Origin of the sequence: Vogesella oryzagri (assembly GCF_040148885.1) — a bacterium.
Taxonomy (GTDB): domain Bacteria; phylum Pseudomonadota; class Gammaproteobacteria; order Burkholderiales; family Chromobacteriaceae; genus Vogesella; species Vogesella oryzagri.
The window spans coordinates 426349-442327 of the sequence record NZ_JBEFLD010000001.1; the positions used below are offsets into that span (position 1 = coordinate 426349).

Consider the following 15979-nt stretch of genomic DNA (forward strand, 5'->3'; position numbering starts at 1 on the left):
ACGGACGCTGCACAGCCTTTACGGTGCCGGGTTGGGAATCGCCTGGTGAATGGCGTCGATGCCGGCCAGAGTGTCGGCATCCAGCGTCAACTCGGCACTGGCAATGTTTTCTTCCAGCTGCGCCAGCGTGGTGGCGCCGATGATGTTGCAGGTCACGAATGGCCGGCTGTTGACATAGGCCAGCGCCATCTGTGCCGGCGACAGCCCGTGCTGGCGTGCCAGCGCCACATAGCGCGCGGTGGCGGCTTCCGCCTGCGGGTTGGTGTAGCGGGTGAAGCGATCAAATAGCGTCAGCCGCGCGCCCTGTGGCTGGGCACCGTCCAGGTATTTGCCGGACAGCACGCCAAACGCCAGCGGCGAATAGGCCAGCAGCCCCACCTGTTCGCGGTGGCTGAATTCGGCCAGTCCCACTTCGTAACTACGGTTCAGCAGGCTGTACGGGTTCTGGATGCTGGCCACGCGCGGCAGGTTGTAGCGTTCGGCCAGCGCCAGGAACTGCGCCAGACCCCACGGCGTTTCGTTGGAGACACCAATGGCGCGCACCTTGCCGGCGGCGACGAAGTCCTGCAGTACGCGCAGGGTTTCCTCGATGGCGACGCTGCCCGGCGTATCGTCCTGCCACGGGTAGCCCAGCTGGCCAAAATAATTGGTGCTGCGATCCGGCCAGTGCAGCTGGTACAGGTCGACATGATCGGTCTGCAGCCGGCGCAGGCTGTCGTGCAGCGCCTGGGTCAGATTGGCGCGGTCGAAGTGCACCTTGCCGTCGCGGATATGGCCGGGGCGTTTGGGATCGTTGCTCGGCCCCGCCGCCTTGGTGGCCAGCACGATGCGCTCGCGCCGGCCACCCTTGGCCAGCCAGCTGCCGATATAGCTTTCGGTACGGCCCTGGGTCTCGGCCTTGGGCGGTACCGGGTACATCTCGGCGGTGTCGATCAGGTTGATGCCGCGTTCCAGTGCCAGGTCCAACTGGCTGTGGGCATCGGCTTCGCTGTTCTGTTCGCCCCAGGTCATGGTGCCCAGCGAGATCAGGCTGACATCGATGCCGCTGCGGCCGAGTGGTCGGAATTCCATTGATTGCATCCTTGGCTAACAAGTGGGTGGAAGCGGCGCGGGCCGCTGCAAGTGTGCGCTGTCTATATGGTGCCGGCATGGCCGGAAGGCAACATGATAAGCCGCGATTGGTACATCACGAAAAGTAATAAAAAAATCAATTTATATCGTTTTTGGTTTTTTGAGACTGCCCCTAGACTGGCGTTCGCTCCCCCGCAACCGGGCCGGGGCCGACCAAGCAGTTTGCAGAAAGCCATCATGATAGAAGTGACCGACCTGACCAAACACTACCTGCACGCCGGCAGCCGCGTGGCCGCGCTGAGCGCGGTCAACCTGCGCATCGGGCAGGGCGAAATCTACGGCATCATCGGCCGCTCCGGGGCCGGCAAAAGCACGCTGATCCGCTGCCTCAACCTGCTGGAACGTCCGGACAGCGGCGAGGTGCGCATCGGCGCCGACGCGCTGACGGCCTACAGCGAACGCCAGCTGCAGCAGCGCCGCCAGCGCATCGGCATGGTGTTCCAGCACTTCAACCTGCTGCGTTCGCGCACGGTTGCGGCCAACGTGCGTTTTCCGCTGGAACTGGCCGGCGGCCTGAGTGCCGCGCAGATGGATGCGCGGGTGGATGAACTGCTGGCGCTGGTGGGGCTGCAGGATCACCAGTACAAGCGCCCGGCGCAGCTGTCCGGCGGGCAGAAGCAGCGGGTGGGCATTGCCCGCGCGCTGGCCAATCACCCGGATGTGCTGCTGTGCGACGAGGCCACCTCGGCGCTGGACCCGGAAACCACCGATGCCATTCTGGCGCTGTTGGCCGACATCAATCGCCAGCTGGGGCTGACCATCGTGCTGATTACCCACGACATGCGGGTGATCCGTCAGCTGTGCGACAGCGTGGCGGTGCTGGATCACGGCCGCGTGGTGGAGGCGGGCAAGGTGCTCGACGTCTTTCTGCAGCCGCAGCACGCGGCCACCCAGAGCCTGCTGGCGGAAACCGGGCTGGGGCAGGCGGCGTTGCAGGGCCAGTGGCGCGAGCGCATCGGCACGCCGCTGCTGAAGCTGACCTTTGTCGGCGAGCCGGCGCTGCAGCCGGTGCTGGACAAGGTTGGCCGCGAGGCCGGGCTGCGCATCAACCTGCTGTCCGGTACGCTGGCGGAAATCAAGCACACCCCGTTTGGTCTGCTGCTGGCCGCCGTGGTGGCCAGTGATGTCGAGGTGCAGGCGCTGCCGGCCATTTTTGCCCGCGAGGGCGTGCGTTGCGAGGTGCTGTGATGGGCGATTTTGACTGGAACCTGCTGTGGCAGGTGGACTGGGCGGAAATATTCGACGCCACGCTGGATACGCTCACCATGCTGGGGGTGTCGCTGCTGTTTACCGTGCTGCTGGGCCTGCCGCTGGGCGTACTGCTGTACCTCAGCGCGCCGGGCCAGCTGCGGGCGCGGCCACGGCTGTACGCGGTGCTGTCGCTGCTGGTCAACGTGCTGCGCTCGCTGCCGTTCGTGATCCTGCTGATCGTGCTGATTCCGCTCACCCTGCTGCTGGTGGGTACCTCCATCGGCGTGGCCGGCGCCATTGTGCCGCTGGTGGTGGGCGCGGTGCCGTTCTTTGGCCGGCTGGTGGAAAACGTGCTGCGCGAGGTGGACCGCGGCGTGATCGAAGCCAGCCAGGCCATGGGCGCGCGTCTGCCGCAGATCATCGTCAAGGTGCTGCTGCCGGAGGCGCTGCCCGGGCTGGTCGGCGCCGTGACCGTGACCGGGGTGGCGCTGGTGGGCTACACCGCCATGTCCGGCGTCATCGGCGGCGGCGGGCTGGGCGATCTGGCGGTGCGCTACGGCTACCAGCGCTTCCAGACCGAAGTGATGATCGTCACCGTCGCCTTGCTGCTGGTGCTGGTGCAGCTGCTGCAATCTGCCGGTGACCGCCTGGTGCGGCGCTGTCGTCTGGACTGAACCTCTCCCGTTTTATCCCTTTCATCTGTACGCCCGTATGCCCTGGCCGATCCGGCCCGGGCAGGGGCAAGACTTTCTCTCAAAAAGGAAACACCATGACCCGTCTGAGTAAAATCGCCATTGCCTTCGCCCTGGCCGGCTTCACCTTTGCCGTCCAGGCCGAGAACGTCAAACTCACCATCGCCGCCTCGCCGGTGCCGCACGCCGAGCTGCTGGAGGCGCTGAAGCCGACTCTTGCCAAGCAAGGCGTGGATCTGGAAGTGAAAGTGTTCAACGACTATGTGCTGCCCAATACCCAGGTGGAAGAAAAGCAGCTGGATGCCAACTTCTTCCAGCACATTCCCTACCTGAACAAGTTCAACAAGGATCGCGGCACCCATCTGGTGGTGGCCAGCAAGCCAGTGCACATCGAGCCGTTTGCCGCCTACTCGGTCAAGGTCAAGAAAGTGGCCGAGCTGAAAGACGGTGCCACGGTGGCGATTCCCAATGACCCCACCAACGCCGGCCGTGCGCTGCTGCTGCTGGACCAGGGCGGGGTGATCAAGCTGAAGGACCGCAGCAATATCTACCCGACGGTAAAAGACATTGCGGCCAACCCCAAGCACCTGAAGATCAAGGAACTGGAAGCCGCCACCCTGCCGCGGGTGCTGAACCAGGTGGATCTGGCGCTGATCAACGCCAACTACGCGCTGGAGGCCAAGCTGAACCCGAAGAAAGACGGCCTGTTTACCGAAACCACCTCGCCGTACGCCAACCTGCTGGTGGCCCGTCCGGACAACAAGGACAGCGCGGCCATCAAGAAGCTGGCGGCGGCACTGAATAGCCCGGCCGCCAAGCAATTCATCGAGAGCAAATATCAGGGCGCGGTGGTACCGGCGTTCTGATCGCGTTGCCCGCCGGTGCTGGATGATCGCTACCGCGCTGGCGGCGATGCCGGTTGCGCCTGCTGGCACGTGTCACGCCCCCGCCATGTCGGCGGGGGTTTTTGCCTGTTGCCGCTGCCGCAGGCCGGTAGCTGAGGCAGCGGACTCAGGTCAAAGCCGCCGCTAGTTGGCCGCACCGTTCTCGTTACCAGCGTGCTCTCCCGTCCCTGGCCACTGCTGGCGGCTTGCTACGGCTAGAACAGACTGTGCTGCGGCCAACTATGGCGCACTGCAGCAAGGGGGAGTAGGCTGGCTGCCCCCCTGCCTGTATATCGGTTGTCATGAGCCTGCATAGCGATTCTCCTTCTTCCCTGCGCCACTGCCGGCCGTTCTGGCGTTTCTGGCTGGCGCGCCTGCTGCTGACTGGCGGCTTCCAGATCATGGGCGTGGCCATTGGCTGGCAGGTGTACAGCCTGACCGGCAGCACGCTGGATCTGGGCCTGGTCGGCCTGCTGCAATTCCTGCCGCGCATCCTGCTGGTGCTGGTCACCGGCACGGTGGCCGACCGCTACCCGCGCCACATTATTGTCGCCATCAGCATGGCGGTGCAGGCGCTGGCGGCGCTGTTGCTGCTGCTGGGCAGCGCCGGTGTCGGCCTGGCGGTCAGCCGCGAGCTGATCTTTGTGGTGTCGGTGCTGATCGGCATCTGCCGCGCCTTCGACATGCCCACCATGCAGTCGCTGCTGCCCAATATCGTGCCAGCGGCGCTGTTGCCGTCGGCGGTGGCGGCCGCGGCGTCGGCCAACGAGGTGGCTACCATCGTGGCGCCGGCACTGGGCGGGCTGCTGTTCGCCTTCGGCGCGCCGTTCACCTACGGGCTGGATGCGCTGCTGTTCGGCATCGGCGTGCTGCTGGTGTTGGGCTTGCCGGTGCCGCGCCATGTGCCGGACAGCCGTCGGGTGACGCTGTCGTCGCTACTGGCCGGGGTGCACTTCATCCGCAGCCGGCCGGATATCTTTGGCGCCATCTCGCTGGATCTGTTTGCCGTGCTGCTGGGCGGTGCCACCGCCTTGCTGCCGGTGTTCGCCGCCGACATCCTGCACACTGGCCCGTGGGGACTGGGCCTGCTGCGCGCCGCGCCGGCAGTGGGGGCGCTGGCGATGTCGGCCTGGCTGCTGCGCAACCCGGTGGAGCGCAAGGTTGGCCGCATCATGTTTGCCGCAGTGGCGGTGTTCGGCCTGGCCACCATCGGCTTCGGGCTGTCCAGTCATTTCGGACTGTCGCTGCTGGCGCTGGTGGTATTGGGCGCCTCGGACATCATCAGCGTGGTGATTCGTGGCACCTTTGTGCAGCTGGAAACGCCGGACGAGATGCGTGGCCGGGTGAATGCGGTCAATTCGCTGTTTATCGGTGCGTCCAACCAGCTGGGCGAGTTCGAATCCGGTGTTACCGCCGCCTGGCTGGGCACGGTGCCGGCGGTGGTGGCCGGCGGCGTCGGCACCTTGCTGGTGGTGGGCTTGTGGATGCGCTGGTTCCCGTCATTGGCGCAGCGCGACAAACTGGTGGAGGAACCACATGGCTGAACTGCATCCGGCACTGCAAGGCTGGCTGGGCAAGGTGAACGCGGCACAGGCCGAGCGGCAGGCGCAAGGCTGGGTTTCAACACCCATCGGCGTGCGCGAGGCGCTGGCCGGGCTGATCGCCGCCATGGTGCCGCCCGGCCCGGCGCTACCGTGGGTGAACGAGGCGCTGGTCACCGGCGGCGATTGCCCGGTGGCGGTGCGCATTTACCACCCAGCACCGGACGAGGCGCGGCCAGTGCTGGTGTTCTGCCACGGCGGTGGCCACATGGCCGGCAGCGTCAGCAGCTACGATCCGATCTGTCGCCGCTTGGCCGCAAGCAGCGGCCACATCGTGGTGGCGGTGGAATACCGGCTGGCGCCGGAAAACCCGTACCCGGCGGCGCTGGACGATGTGGCGCTGGTGTTGCGCCAGCTATGGCCGACACTGGATGCCGCCGGGGTGCGCTATCGCCGCGAGCGCACGCTGGCCGGCGATTCCGGCGGCGCGGCGCTGGCCGCCACGCTGGCGCAGCAGGGGCAGTACGATGCCAGCCTGGCTTGCGACCGTCTGCTGCTGATCTATCCCAGTGTCGATTACAGCCTCAGCCAGCCGTCGCTGGCACGCAACGGCAAGGGTTATCTACTGGAGACCGAGCGCATCGGCTGGTATTTCGACCACTATTTCCGCCTGGGCGGCGACCGGCTGGCGGCTTCGCCACTCCATGGCGCGCTGACGGCCAGGCATCCGCCCACGCTGCTGATCACCGCTGGCTTCGACCCGCTGCTGGACGAAGGTGCGGCCTATGCGCACAAGCTGGCTGCCGTCGGCGTGGCCGTGACGTATCACTGCGAGGAGGCGCAGATTCACGCCTTCTTGCTGCTGGAGGCGCTGGTGCCGGAGGTGTGCGCGGCCAACTACCAGCGCATGGCGGCATTTCTCCATCGCTAGTTGGCCGCCAGCGCTGTCACACGCTGATCGCCGCTAGCGCGTTTGCCGGCCCGCGGGCTTGCGTCTGGCGGCGCTCATGGCGGCCGCGGGGCGGTGGCAATAACAGGCGGAGCTCAAGTTCCAATTTCCCGGTTCGATAAAGCAGTACCAACAAGAACAAGGGGAGCGCGCGATGACTTTCGCCATCCTGTTTTTTCTGCTGACGTTGCTGGCCGGCGCGGTCGTCTTGATCACCGATGCGGGCGAGGTGGATGTCAGCGATTGAGTGGCATCGTGGCCTCGCACATGGCTAGCCACCGGCGCGCACTGGCCGCCGGACATCATGGATTGCAGCGAAAACGGCCTGGCTCCTGCTACACAGGGGCCAGGCCGTTTGCTATTGCGGCCTCAGGCCGCTTGCGGTGCACGTGCCGGTAGCGGTTTGCGCTGGCTCAGGCTTACCCCGGCCAGGATCAGGCCACCGCCGACCCAGTGATAGGCATGGATGGTTTCCCCCAGCATCGCACTGGCCAGCAGCGCGGTGAACAGCGGCAGCAGGTTCATGAAGATGGCGGTGCGCTCGCTGCCGATGCGCTGGATGCTGAGCATCCACAGGTAGGCCGCCAGAATGGAGGAGCCGATGCCGGCCACCAGCAGCACCGGCACGCCGGCCAGCGGAATCGCCAGGCTGTCGGCGGTGGCGGCCAGTGGCAGCAGCATCAGCACCGCCAGCAGCACTTGCGCGTACAGGTTCAGCCACTGCCCCAGCGGCGGCGACCAGCGTTTGTAGAGAATGCTGTATAGCGCATAGGCAAAGCCACCCAGCAGCACCATGGCATCGCCGATGTTCACGCCTTGCTGCAGCAGGAACAGCGGGTTGCCGGCCCCCATCAGATAGCACACGCCGCCCAGTGACAGCGCCACACCGGCAGCGGCCTGGGCGCTGATGCTCTGTCGAAAGAACACCGCACCCAGCAGCAGGCCGGATAGTGGAATCAACGCGGTGATCACGCCCATATTGGTGGCAGTGGTGAGATGGGCGGCGTAGTAGGCCAAGCTCTGCGATGCCACCATGCCCAGTAACGACAGCACCGCCAGTTGCGGTAGGTGGCGGCGCAGCTGTGCGCGCTCGCGCCAGAGCGGGCGGGCGAACAATGGCGTCATGACGAGAAAGGCCAGCAGCCAGCGATACAGCGAGATGGCGGCCGGGTCGAACACGGTAGCGGCGGCCTTGGAGGCTACGGTATTGGCCGACCAGATCAACACCGCCAGCAGGGGAAACAGGGTAGCCATCATGGCCTCCAGCAATTGCACTGTCGACAGTGTAAGGCTGTCTGTTTAGTGGCATATAATGCAAACCAGACAAAGCGATGCTGTACTTCCGACAAGAGAAAGCCTGCCATGACCGAATTGCCGTTCAGCGCTGTGGACTTGTCCCTGCCGGTGCCGGCGCCGCTGTATTTTCGTCACGAAAAATATCAGGCCGATACCGAGTTCGACTGGCACCGCCACCCGTGGGGCCAGCTCAACCGCATCAGCCTGGGGCTGCTGGAGCTGGAGCTGCAGCTGCCGCGGCGCACGTTGGCCGCACCGGCGGAATACCTGGTGTGGATTCCAGCGGGAGTGCCGCATGCGGCGCACATCCGGCAGGCGCTGGATTATGTGTCGGTGTATGTGGCGGATGCCCAGGCGGCCAGTCTGCCAGCCCAGCCCTGCCTGATTGTACAGACGCCGCTGATTCGCGCCTTGCTGGATGACTTCTGTCAGCGTGGCGTCACCGGGCTGCAGGACGAATGGGATGTCAGCCAGGCACAGCTGCTGCTGCAACGCCTGCAGCAGGCCGGCTGTGTGGACGATTACCTGCCGGACAGCGACGATCGTCTGCTGCGGCCTATCCTGCTGGCGATGCGGGCGCACGCGGGGGACGACACCACGCTGGCGGCGTGGGCGCAGCGAGTGCACAGCACCGAGCGCACGCTGGCGCGGCGCTTCCAGCAACTGCTGGGCATGAGCTTTGTGCAATGGCGCAGCCGTCTGCGGCTGCTGCAAGCGCTGGCCTGGCTGAAGCAGGGCAGGACGGTCAGCGACATCGCGGCCGAGCTGGGCTATGCCACGCCATCCGCCTTTATCGCCATGTTCGTCAAGCAGACCGGCATCACCCCGGACCGTTACCGCCGCCAGTTGCTGGCGGATGTTCCCCCTCGACTAACAGGATGTATGCAATGAAATACTGGATCGCGGCGGCACTGTGCCTGCTGGCTATGCCGGCTTCGGCCGCACCGGGCACCATCAGCTGCCGCGTGGTGGCGGTATCCGATGGCGATACCCTTAAGTGCCTGGCCAACTGGCGCGAAATCACCGTGCGATTGGGGCAGATCGATGCGCCGGAGAAAGACCAGGCTTACGGCCAACGTGCCAAGTACGCACTGGCCGCCCGGGTTTTTGGCCGCAACGTTACCCTGGAGCGGCAGGAGCAGGACAAATACGGCCGGCTGGTGGCCAAGGTGCTGCTGGAGGGGCAGGACGTCAATCAGCAACAGGTGCGGGATGGCTGGGCCTGGGTGTATCGCCAGTATGCCAAAGAGGCCGCCTATTATGATGCCGAGCGCGAAGCACGCAGCGCCCGGGCCGGGCTGTGGGGGGAGGCGAAACCGATTCCACCGTGGGCGTGGCGCCGCGGCGAAAGGGCTGGCCGCATGCCGCCGCCGCTGCCGGATGCCCCGGTCAGCCCGCTACCAAGCGGCAAGGCTGCGACCGATAACTGGGTCTGCGGCAGCAAGCAGCGTTGCAGCCAGATGCAAAGTTGTGACGAGGCGCGCTACCACCTGCAGGTCTGCGGTGTATCGCGGCTGGATGCCAACCGGGATGGTGTGCCGTGCGAGGCACTATGCCGTTAGCGCGGCTTGGCATGCGCTGAATCGTTGCCTGTTGAGCTGTGGCGCGCAGCATTGGCAGGCCGGCTCTTGTTTGTCCGCTGCGGCGGCGTCGGCAGGCGGCAATGGTGGTGTGTGCCATGCAATGCAGAGGAAGGGGCGTGCAAGCATGACAGCAATAAAAAAGCCCACCTGTGGGTGGGCTTTTTGTGTGGAGCTGCTCGGCCGGCGCCTGGCGCTGCTTTGCCGCGGCGACGCTGGCCGGTGCTGTAGGTTTGCAGAGTTCGTGAAAAACTTGACCCTTGATTTCAAAGGATTTTTTCACATATGTGCAAATTTCATGAGCCCCAAGATTTGCAAATTTCGTGAAAAAATTCTCCAAAATTTGCGCTTTTTGTGAAAATTTTGTCGCAGAACATTATAAATCAACGACTTACAGAGGCTGCATTGAGCCAACCTTTTTCTTCTTCGGTGACAAGTTGTTGCATTGTGTTCAATCTGATCGCCTGCGCCGACCGACGACGTGCTTCAACCTTTTCTGGTGCCATCTCAGACTGCAACTCAATTTGCATGCACTCTCCCAAAACGCGCTGGAATTCCAACTCTTTGTTATGCGCAAAGAGTACACGTCGCTGTGCGTCGTCGACCAGCATCAGTCTCACAGGGTTCAGTCGCAACAAGTGGCGCCAGCGGCGGTCAATCGACACGAAGTAAGGAATGAAGAAAGAACCGAACTGACTGGTCGTGGCAATTTGTTCCATGACTCGGAGCAATGTCATGTCCCAGGCCATGCCGCGAATATCCTTCAGCATCGTCTTCGACCTACCAGTGATGGGACCGAAGAATGGCGCCCCCAAGTCGGAGGTCATGCCGCTCCATATCAGGTGTAGCTCTGTGAGTAAAATAGCCCCCAACTTATGGATACTGAAATGAAGCAATTCGCAAAGGATGCGTTTTTTGTCCGGTTTGCGGTTCTCATGCCAGAGTCGGGCAAACCGCAAAAGTAGCGCCTGGGTCCTTGCGCTCTTGGCCTCCTGATGGATGACATACTCACTTGCTCGCAACTCCGAAAGATAGGCCTCGGCATCGGGACGAAGTAACGACTTCAGTTTTTCGTATGGAATATCGAAAACAAAGCGGCCAGGATCATCTCGAAAGACATTCCAATCTAGATGGTCCAGCATGCGGAAGGCGATCAATGTGTTCAGCGGACGCTCGTTGTCGGGGTTATCACGGGTCAGGCGTGTGTTCTCAATGAGAAACGGCAGCGCATCGAACTGAACTTTTGGGTTGCGAGCCTTAAGTAGGAGAATCTCTTTTACTCGATCAAGCTCGACCTGCTGGATGTTTTCGCCGGCAATGGCCGCACGCATATCATCTGCAAAGTTTGAGTCGAAGCTCAGCGAAAAGTCGGCCATGACATTCGACTGGCCACCCGTGAGCATCGCGTGAACGCTGGCCCCTGCGGACATAAAGAACGCACGCGGGCCTTCGAAGAACGAGGTTACATACTCATTTGAGAACACACTGAGGCCAAGGTCCAAATCGATTGCGCCCGGATCGGCTGTGCAGATAACTGCACGAACACGTGCACACTCTGCTGCGCGGTGTAACTCGATTGCGTCAAGTGCATCTTCATCTTGGTTGAGAAGAGCTGAGAATAATGCATCCGCAATTGGGATATCGTCGGGCATAGATCGTTTCTAAGCTAAAAACACATACTTGTGGAGTTACAAAATTCTAGGATTTCTTCATTAATGCGACCTAGGTACCAACGAGGTCGTCGGGCCCCAAATACACTATCTCGATCCGCCCTGCGTCTTGAGACACTTGGGCACGTATCAGACCAGCTCTCCCGGGCGCAAGTGCAGCTTGCATGGTCCCCAGCGGCACACCGTCCGCAGAAAGAACGCGTTGCTGACCTGCCCAATAATGGAGTTGAACTGGGGTTCCTGGCGGTGGCGGTACTCCGAGCCACGTCACCCCCGCCCAGTACCGGCGGTCTGCCCAGATGCGGTTTGCGCGCGGTGTGAAACTTTGAGCGAACTCCATCCACATCGCCCTCGTTTCCGGTGTCGGCCAATCAGGTCTTGTGTTCCACGTCGCAAGATCATCCGAACCGAGCCAGTGCCGAAGTTCTTGGGCTGTTTGAAAGGTCGCTCCACTGTCTGCGACAGCCTTTATAGCGCCAAGTCGAGAGTTGAACCCCGCCTGAATGAGGATCGCAGCCGACCTATTCAACGTTCCGGTTTCAACGGCAGCCACCGCGAAGCCAAGCTCATAGTCCTCAAGAGAAAGGAGTCCATCAATGGTATCGTCGTTGGCAACCCCACGTACCCGAATAGCCTCCATCGCCCATGGGAGGCGGTAGACAAGGCCGCCTTCAATGAACTGCAGCGTATTCGACTCCTGGCCGACGGCGATGGCGAAGATAGGTTCACCGAGAAGCCAGGCGCGGAGAATGTCGCGCCAATTTTCCGGCATAGGATCTGGTATGAATGGATAGATGACGAAGACGCGTTCCGCAATCGCTGTAATTGCGGCTATCGCTGCCTCGGCATCACTATTGAGAATGCTGCCATTGGCCTGAATCAGTAAAAGATTCGCATCCTCTGCAATGGCGTCCAGCGCCTGCCCAGTTCCTAATCCTACGCCGGCCAAGAAGTAACCTCGGCGGCGCGCTGCAGTCGATTGGCTCCAGATATGCTGGCTGCGTGAAATCAGGCCGGCCTTTAGAACCTGCTGAATCTGCTCGTTCTGCCGCAGAAGACGGCGATGCCACAGGGAGGACTGGAGGATGTCGTCCAGTGCCGCCGCAACCCCATCGTCCGGAATGTCATTTTCGCCAATGAGACTCAGAACGGCCGTGTCGAGCGTTGAAACATGCTGCTGCCAATCCGCAAGCGCACGCTCGCGATCTTCAGGGCTCTCGTTCGCGACTTCGGGGAAGGTCCACGCCATGGCGTTGTTCGCGACATAGTCGATAAGCTGATCCAGGTCACCACCGACTTGGGCTCCCATGCGGGACAGCAGTGCCGCGACGAGTTGCACCAGCCCGCTCTCCATATTGCGGGCGCCGAGATCATTGATGAGCGTTTCCCAGTTGCCCCGCTTTCTCGGAATCTCGTCGAACATGGGGAAGAGCACGATGCCTTCCACGTCGACATAGGCTCGGCCAGCTCGCCCGATCACGTTCTTGAACTCCGAGATATCGATCCTGGTTCCAGCCCGGTGGAGGGAGTGCATGACCACAGCGGTTGCGGACAAGTTCAAACCTTGAGCCAAGGTCGGCGAGGAGATAGTGACTTTGAGAATATTGCTACGCAACAGACCTTCGATCTCTTTCCGGTAGGCCGTTGGCAAAGCCCCGTGATGGAGCGCCACCCCGAGACGTAGGCACTTGAGGATTGCACTGTCCGAGCCCAGCCATTCTTCGCCAAGCGCTATAGCAGTAGCGAGAACAGCAGGGTCTGCTTCCAGCAACGATTGCAGCGCTCCGCGCTCATGGAGGTCGACAATCACTTCCGCAAACGGTTCAACGCTACGCCGTTCCGGACAGAAGATGAGGACGGTCTGCCCGTCGTCTACCAGCCGCCAAGCTGTCGCAAGGCAGAGTTCTCGTTGATCGTCTGGAAAGAGCCTGGTTCGGCGACGCTTGGGTGGCACCCAGGTTGGCGGCGCTACTCCCGTAAGAAAGCGCTGAACCCATGGGCGCTCTTCGCCGACACGCAGATTCAGGCGCGCATTAGGGGACGCCCAGACCACCTCTCCAAACCGCAACCGGGTTGGACGCCAGTCATGTTTGATCAAGCCGCCAGGATGGTCTCGACGCAGCCATCCGGCGAAGTCATCAAGTTGGTCGCCGTCAGGGAGAATTGCTGAGAGACAAACGATGCGCCGCTCATGTGCATCAGCACGTCGGAGAAGCCGCTGGATTTGAACCTCGTAGCGGATCTCCCGTTCGTTCAAGCCAATCATGTGCCCCTCGTCGAAGACAAGTAGGCCAACGTCATCGAGGAGGGAGGGGTCGTTGCGGAGCGCAAAGTCTAGCTTCTCCGGCGTAGCGACGACGATGTCACTTTCCCGGATCGTATCCTCATCAAAGCCGCTGACCCCGATGCTGCCATAGAGTGCTGAGATCGTCTTGCCGAGTGGGCCAAAGGTTCTCTGAAGGGTTGTTTCGGTCTGCGCGGACAGCGCTCGCAGCGGCGTGATGAAGACCACGCGCTTCCCGCCGGCGAGGCAGCGCAGAATGCATAGTTCAGCGATGCGCGTCTTGCCCGCGCTGGTATCAAGAAACAGTAGCATGATCCCCCTCCGGGTTGGCCACTTGCCAGGCCAAGTAGCCGGTGCGCAATGCGCGAGCATCAGCTAGAGCATGGTGCGGAGGCCATTCTCTGCTATATGAGGCCATTTGGGCTTGTCGGAAAGCCGGATCGCTGATGATCTCACGTGGTAGCAGCCACTTTTCTTTAAGGTTGAGGTCTACCCGTAGCTGGCCCCGTGCGATGGCGGCTTTCACATACCGTGCGCTATTGATTCGTTGTGCAAGCTCTGCAAGCGAAAGGGACTGATCCGTCTAAAGCCTTGATTGTCGAGACGTAGCCGCGATAAGTGCAGCCATGGATCGTGACTGAAATGCGAGAAGGGCACCCTGTTTCGTACGAACGAGTGAGGGCCTTCCAAGGCGTGCTTATGCCTATGGTTTTCATCGTGAAGCTCCTGTCTCGGGCGTTTTCAAGGCGAGCGAATGCCTCTCGATGCCCGAGAATTTTCAGAAAACTAATGTGGGAGCTTGACCTGGCGCGGACGGTTCACGATACTTGAGATGACAAGTCTGGCATCGTAAGTTGCCAACCGCGGGGCAAGCTGAGAGCGATCGAAGTTTGTCCCGTTTTTCCTTTTGTAATTCCTCCTAGCTGATTATGCCAATCGCCTCAAACGGCAGATGGCGTAAGTAACGGCTCAAGTACCTAGTACTCTTCACCTCAAATTTTAGTTGCTGCAACCAGTGCTATACGTTGTTCTGGCCTGTTGCCAACGAATTTCTGCTTGCAACCCCTTGGCGTAGCCTTTCTTGTTGCAAAAAAAGCAAAAGTAAAAATTTTAAGTATTTTTTTCTGCGATTTTGGATAGAAAAAAATACTTTATTTATTGTTTTCAATGAGTTACGCGATGCTTGTGCGGAATATAATCTGAACAGATTATTTATGGCAAGAGTGTATGGCGCTTTTATAGCGCGGCGAGAGATAAGAGCTGTTGCTCGAGGAATAAAAAATGGGGCGATCCTTGCTGGAAGGATCGCCCCATTTGGGTGCGTGACGTGGTTTTTTCGGAAAATGTGCTTGGAATTTTTACCTAAGCAACTTCCCTACAGGTGCCCGGCTGCTTACGCGTCCGGCACGTTCATCGAGTTGATGCTGAAACCGGCGTCAACGTAGGTGATTTCACCGGTGATGCCGGAAGACAGGTCCGACAGCAGGAAGGCGGCGGTGTTGCCTACTTCCTCGGTGGTTACGTTGCGGCGCAGGCAGGACTGGCCGGCAGCAATGCTCAGCAGTTTGCCAAAGCCGGAAATGCCGGCGGCAGCCAGGGTCTTGATCGGGCCGGCGGAAATGCCGTTCACGCGGATGCCGTCCTTGCCCAGGCTGGCAGCCATGAAGCGTACCGAGGCTTCCAGGCTGGCCTTGGCCAGGCCCATCACGTTGTAGTTCGGGATGGCACGCACGGCACCCAGGTAGGACAGGGTGAGCAGGGCGCCGTTGCGACCCTGCATCATCGGACGCGCGGCCTTGGCCAGCGCCGGGAAGCTGTAGGCCGACACATCGTGAGCAGTCTGGAACGCTTCGCGGGACAGGGCGTCGAGGAAGTCGCCTTCCAGCGATTCGCGCGGGGCGAAGGCAATAGCGTGCACCAAGCCGTCCAGGCCGTCCCAAGACTTGCCCAGGTCAACGAACAGCTGGTTGATTTCTTCGTCGTTCTGCACGTCGCAGCGGAACACCTGGCTGCTGCCGAAGTCGGCGGCCATTTCGCGCACGCGCTCTTCCAGCTTGTCCACCACATAGGTGAACGCCAGTTCGGCGCCTTCGCGGTGACAGGCTTGTGCAATGCCGTAGGCAATGGAACGATTGGAAATCATCCCGGTGATCAGAATCTTTTTGCCTTGCAGGAAACCCATATTGAATCCTCTTCAATCCGATTTAGCGCGGCATTATAACCAGCAATTGTCGGACAGTCTTGTTTCTCTGTGTTGGCAGGCAATAGACGCACCCGGATGAGGGTTGCCGCTCATGGGGTGAGTTGTTAACATCGGCCAATCACAAATAATCGACATCCCATCGAGAGGACTACTCCATGAGCAGCGAGCTGATTCTGCACGTAACCGACGATTCCTTTGAGCAAGACGTTCTGAAAGCAGAAGGTCCGGTACTGGTGGATTACTGGGCTGAGTGGTGCGGTCCGTGCAAGATGATCGCCCCGATCCTGGACGACGTGGCCAAGGAATACCAAGGCCGCCTGACCATTGCCAAGCTGAACATCGACCAGAACGAAGCCACCCCGCCGAAGTTCGGCATCCGTGGTATCCCGACCCTGATGCTGTTCAAGAACGGTGAAGTGGCCGCCACCAAGGTGGGGGCACTGTCCAAGACCCAGCTGATCGAATTCCTGAACGCCCAGCTGTAAGCTGTGGCGTAGTGGCCCGGCAGCAGCGCTGTCGGGCCACAATCAGGCACCTGGCATTGACAGGTGCCAACTG

The 15979-nt window shown here is 61.3% G+C and carries 13 protein-coding genes and 1 pseudogene; 9 read left to right on the plus strand and 5 right to left on the minus strand.

What is annotated here, in order from left to right; genetic code table 11:
* Positions 1 to 18 precede the first annotated feature (18 nt).
* Positions 19 to 1071 carry an NADP(H)-dependent aldo-keto reductase gene (locus ABNW52_RS02125; RefSeq protein ID WP_349583339.1) on the minus strand — a complete coding sequence of 351 codons (1053 nt, stop codon included), beginning with the start codon at positions 1069 to 1071 and terminating at the stop codon, positions 19 to 21.
* Positions 1072 to 1308: 237 nt separating this feature from the next.
* Between ABNW52_RS02125 and ABNW52_RS02130 the strand changes: the two are divergent.
* The 6 genes and pseudogenes from ABNW52_RS02130 to ABNW52_RS02150 all read left to right on the plus strand — a co-directional run.
* Positions 1309 to 2040 (plus strand): annotated as a pseudogene (locus tag ABNW52_RS02130) (methionine ABC transporter ATP-binding protein); the annotation flags it as partial.
* Between the two features lie 21 nt (positions 2041 to 2061).
* Entirely contained in the window at positions 2062 to 2319 is a 258-nt protein-coding gene (locus ABNW52_RS18590) for an NIL domain-containing protein (protein WP_465270720.1), read from the plus strand.
* Positions 2319 to 2996, plus strand: a complete 678-nt coding sequence (locus tag ABNW52_RS02135) for a methionine ABC transporter permease (protein WP_349583344.1) — start codon at positions 2319 to 2321, stop codon at positions 2994 to 2996. Before ABNW52_RS18590 ends, ABNW52_RS02135 begins: the two co-directional genes overlap by 1 nt.
* A gap of 95 nt (positions 2997 to 3091) precedes the next feature.
* On the plus strand, positions 3092 to 3880 hold the full coding sequence (locus ABNW52_RS02140) for a MetQ/NlpA family ABC transporter substrate-binding protein (RefSeq protein WP_349583347.1): 789 nt from the start codon (positions 3092 to 3094) through the stop codon (positions 3878 to 3880).
* 320 nt (positions 3881 to 4200) lie between these two features.
* Entirely contained in the window at positions 4201 to 5442 is a 1242-nt protein-coding gene (locus ABNW52_RS02145) for an MFS transporter (RefSeq protein ID WP_349583349.1), read from the plus strand.
* Complete coding sequence (locus tag ABNW52_RS02150) at positions 5435 to 6370, plus strand: alpha/beta hydrolase (protein ID WP_349583352.1); 936 nt, start codon at positions 5435 to 5437, stop codon at positions 6368 to 6370. The genes ABNW52_RS02145 and ABNW52_RS02150 overlap by 8 nt, the downstream gene beginning before the upstream one ends.
* Before the next feature lie 387 nt (positions 6371 to 6757).
* Here the strand turns inward: ABNW52_RS02150 and ABNW52_RS02155 are convergent, their stop codons facing one another.
* Positions 6758 to 7642 (minus strand): DMT family transporter, encoded by an 885-nt coding sequence (locus ABNW52_RS02155; protein WP_349583355.1) that lies wholly within the window; start codon positions 7640 to 7642, stop codon positions 6758 to 6760.
* A 108-nt stretch (positions 7643 to 7750) separates the two neighbouring features.
* Here ABNW52_RS02155 and ABNW52_RS02160 point away from each other — a divergent pair, with 108 nt between their 5' ends.
* Both ABNW52_RS02160 and ABNW52_RS02165 read left to right on the plus strand, forming a co-directional pair.
* Positions 7751 to 8575 carry an AraC family transcriptional regulator gene (locus ABNW52_RS02160; RefSeq protein WP_349583358.1) on the plus strand — a complete coding sequence of 275 codons (825 nt, stop codon included), beginning with the start codon at positions 7751 to 7753 and terminating at the stop codon, positions 8573 to 8575.
* A complete protein-coding gene (locus tag ABNW52_RS02165; RefSeq protein ID WP_349583360.1) occupies positions 8572 to 9246 on the plus strand; it encodes a thermonuclease family protein in 675 nt (224 codons plus the stop codon). Before ABNW52_RS02160 ends, ABNW52_RS02165 begins: the two co-directional genes overlap by 4 nt.
* A gap of 401 nt (positions 9247 to 9647) precedes the next feature.
* Here ABNW52_RS02165 and ABNW52_RS02170 read toward each other — a convergent pair whose 3' ends face one another.
* From ABNW52_RS02170 to fabI, 3 genes are all read right to left on the minus strand, one after another.
* Entirely contained in the window at positions 9648 to 10916 is a 1269-nt protein-coding gene (locus tag ABNW52_RS02170; protein ID WP_349583363.1) for a hypothetical protein, read from the minus strand.
* Between the two features lie 70 nt (positions 10917 to 10986).
* On the minus strand, positions 10987 to 13530 hold the full coding sequence (locus ABNW52_RS02175; RefSeq protein ID WP_349583366.1) for a DEAD/DEAH box helicase: 2544 nt from the start codon (positions 13528 to 13530) through the stop codon (positions 10987 to 10989).
* Positions 13531 to 14611: 1081 nt separating this feature from the next.
* The gene (fabI, locus tag ABNW52_RS02180; RefSeq protein WP_349583369.1) at positions 14612 to 15400 is read right to left on the minus strand and encodes an enoyl-ACP reductase FabI; all 789 of its coding nucleotides are present in this window, start codon (positions 15398 to 15400) and stop codon (positions 14612 to 14614) included.
* A 176-nt stretch (positions 15401 to 15576) separates the two neighbouring features.
* Between fabI and trxA the strand changes: the two genes are divergently transcribed.
* Positions 15577 to 15906, plus strand: coding sequence for a thioredoxin TrxA (gene trxA / locus ABNW52_RS02185; protein ID WP_349583372.1), 330 nt, complete (start codon positions 15577 to 15579; stop codon positions 15904 to 15906).
* Positions 15907 to 15979: the final 73 nt, after the last annotated feature.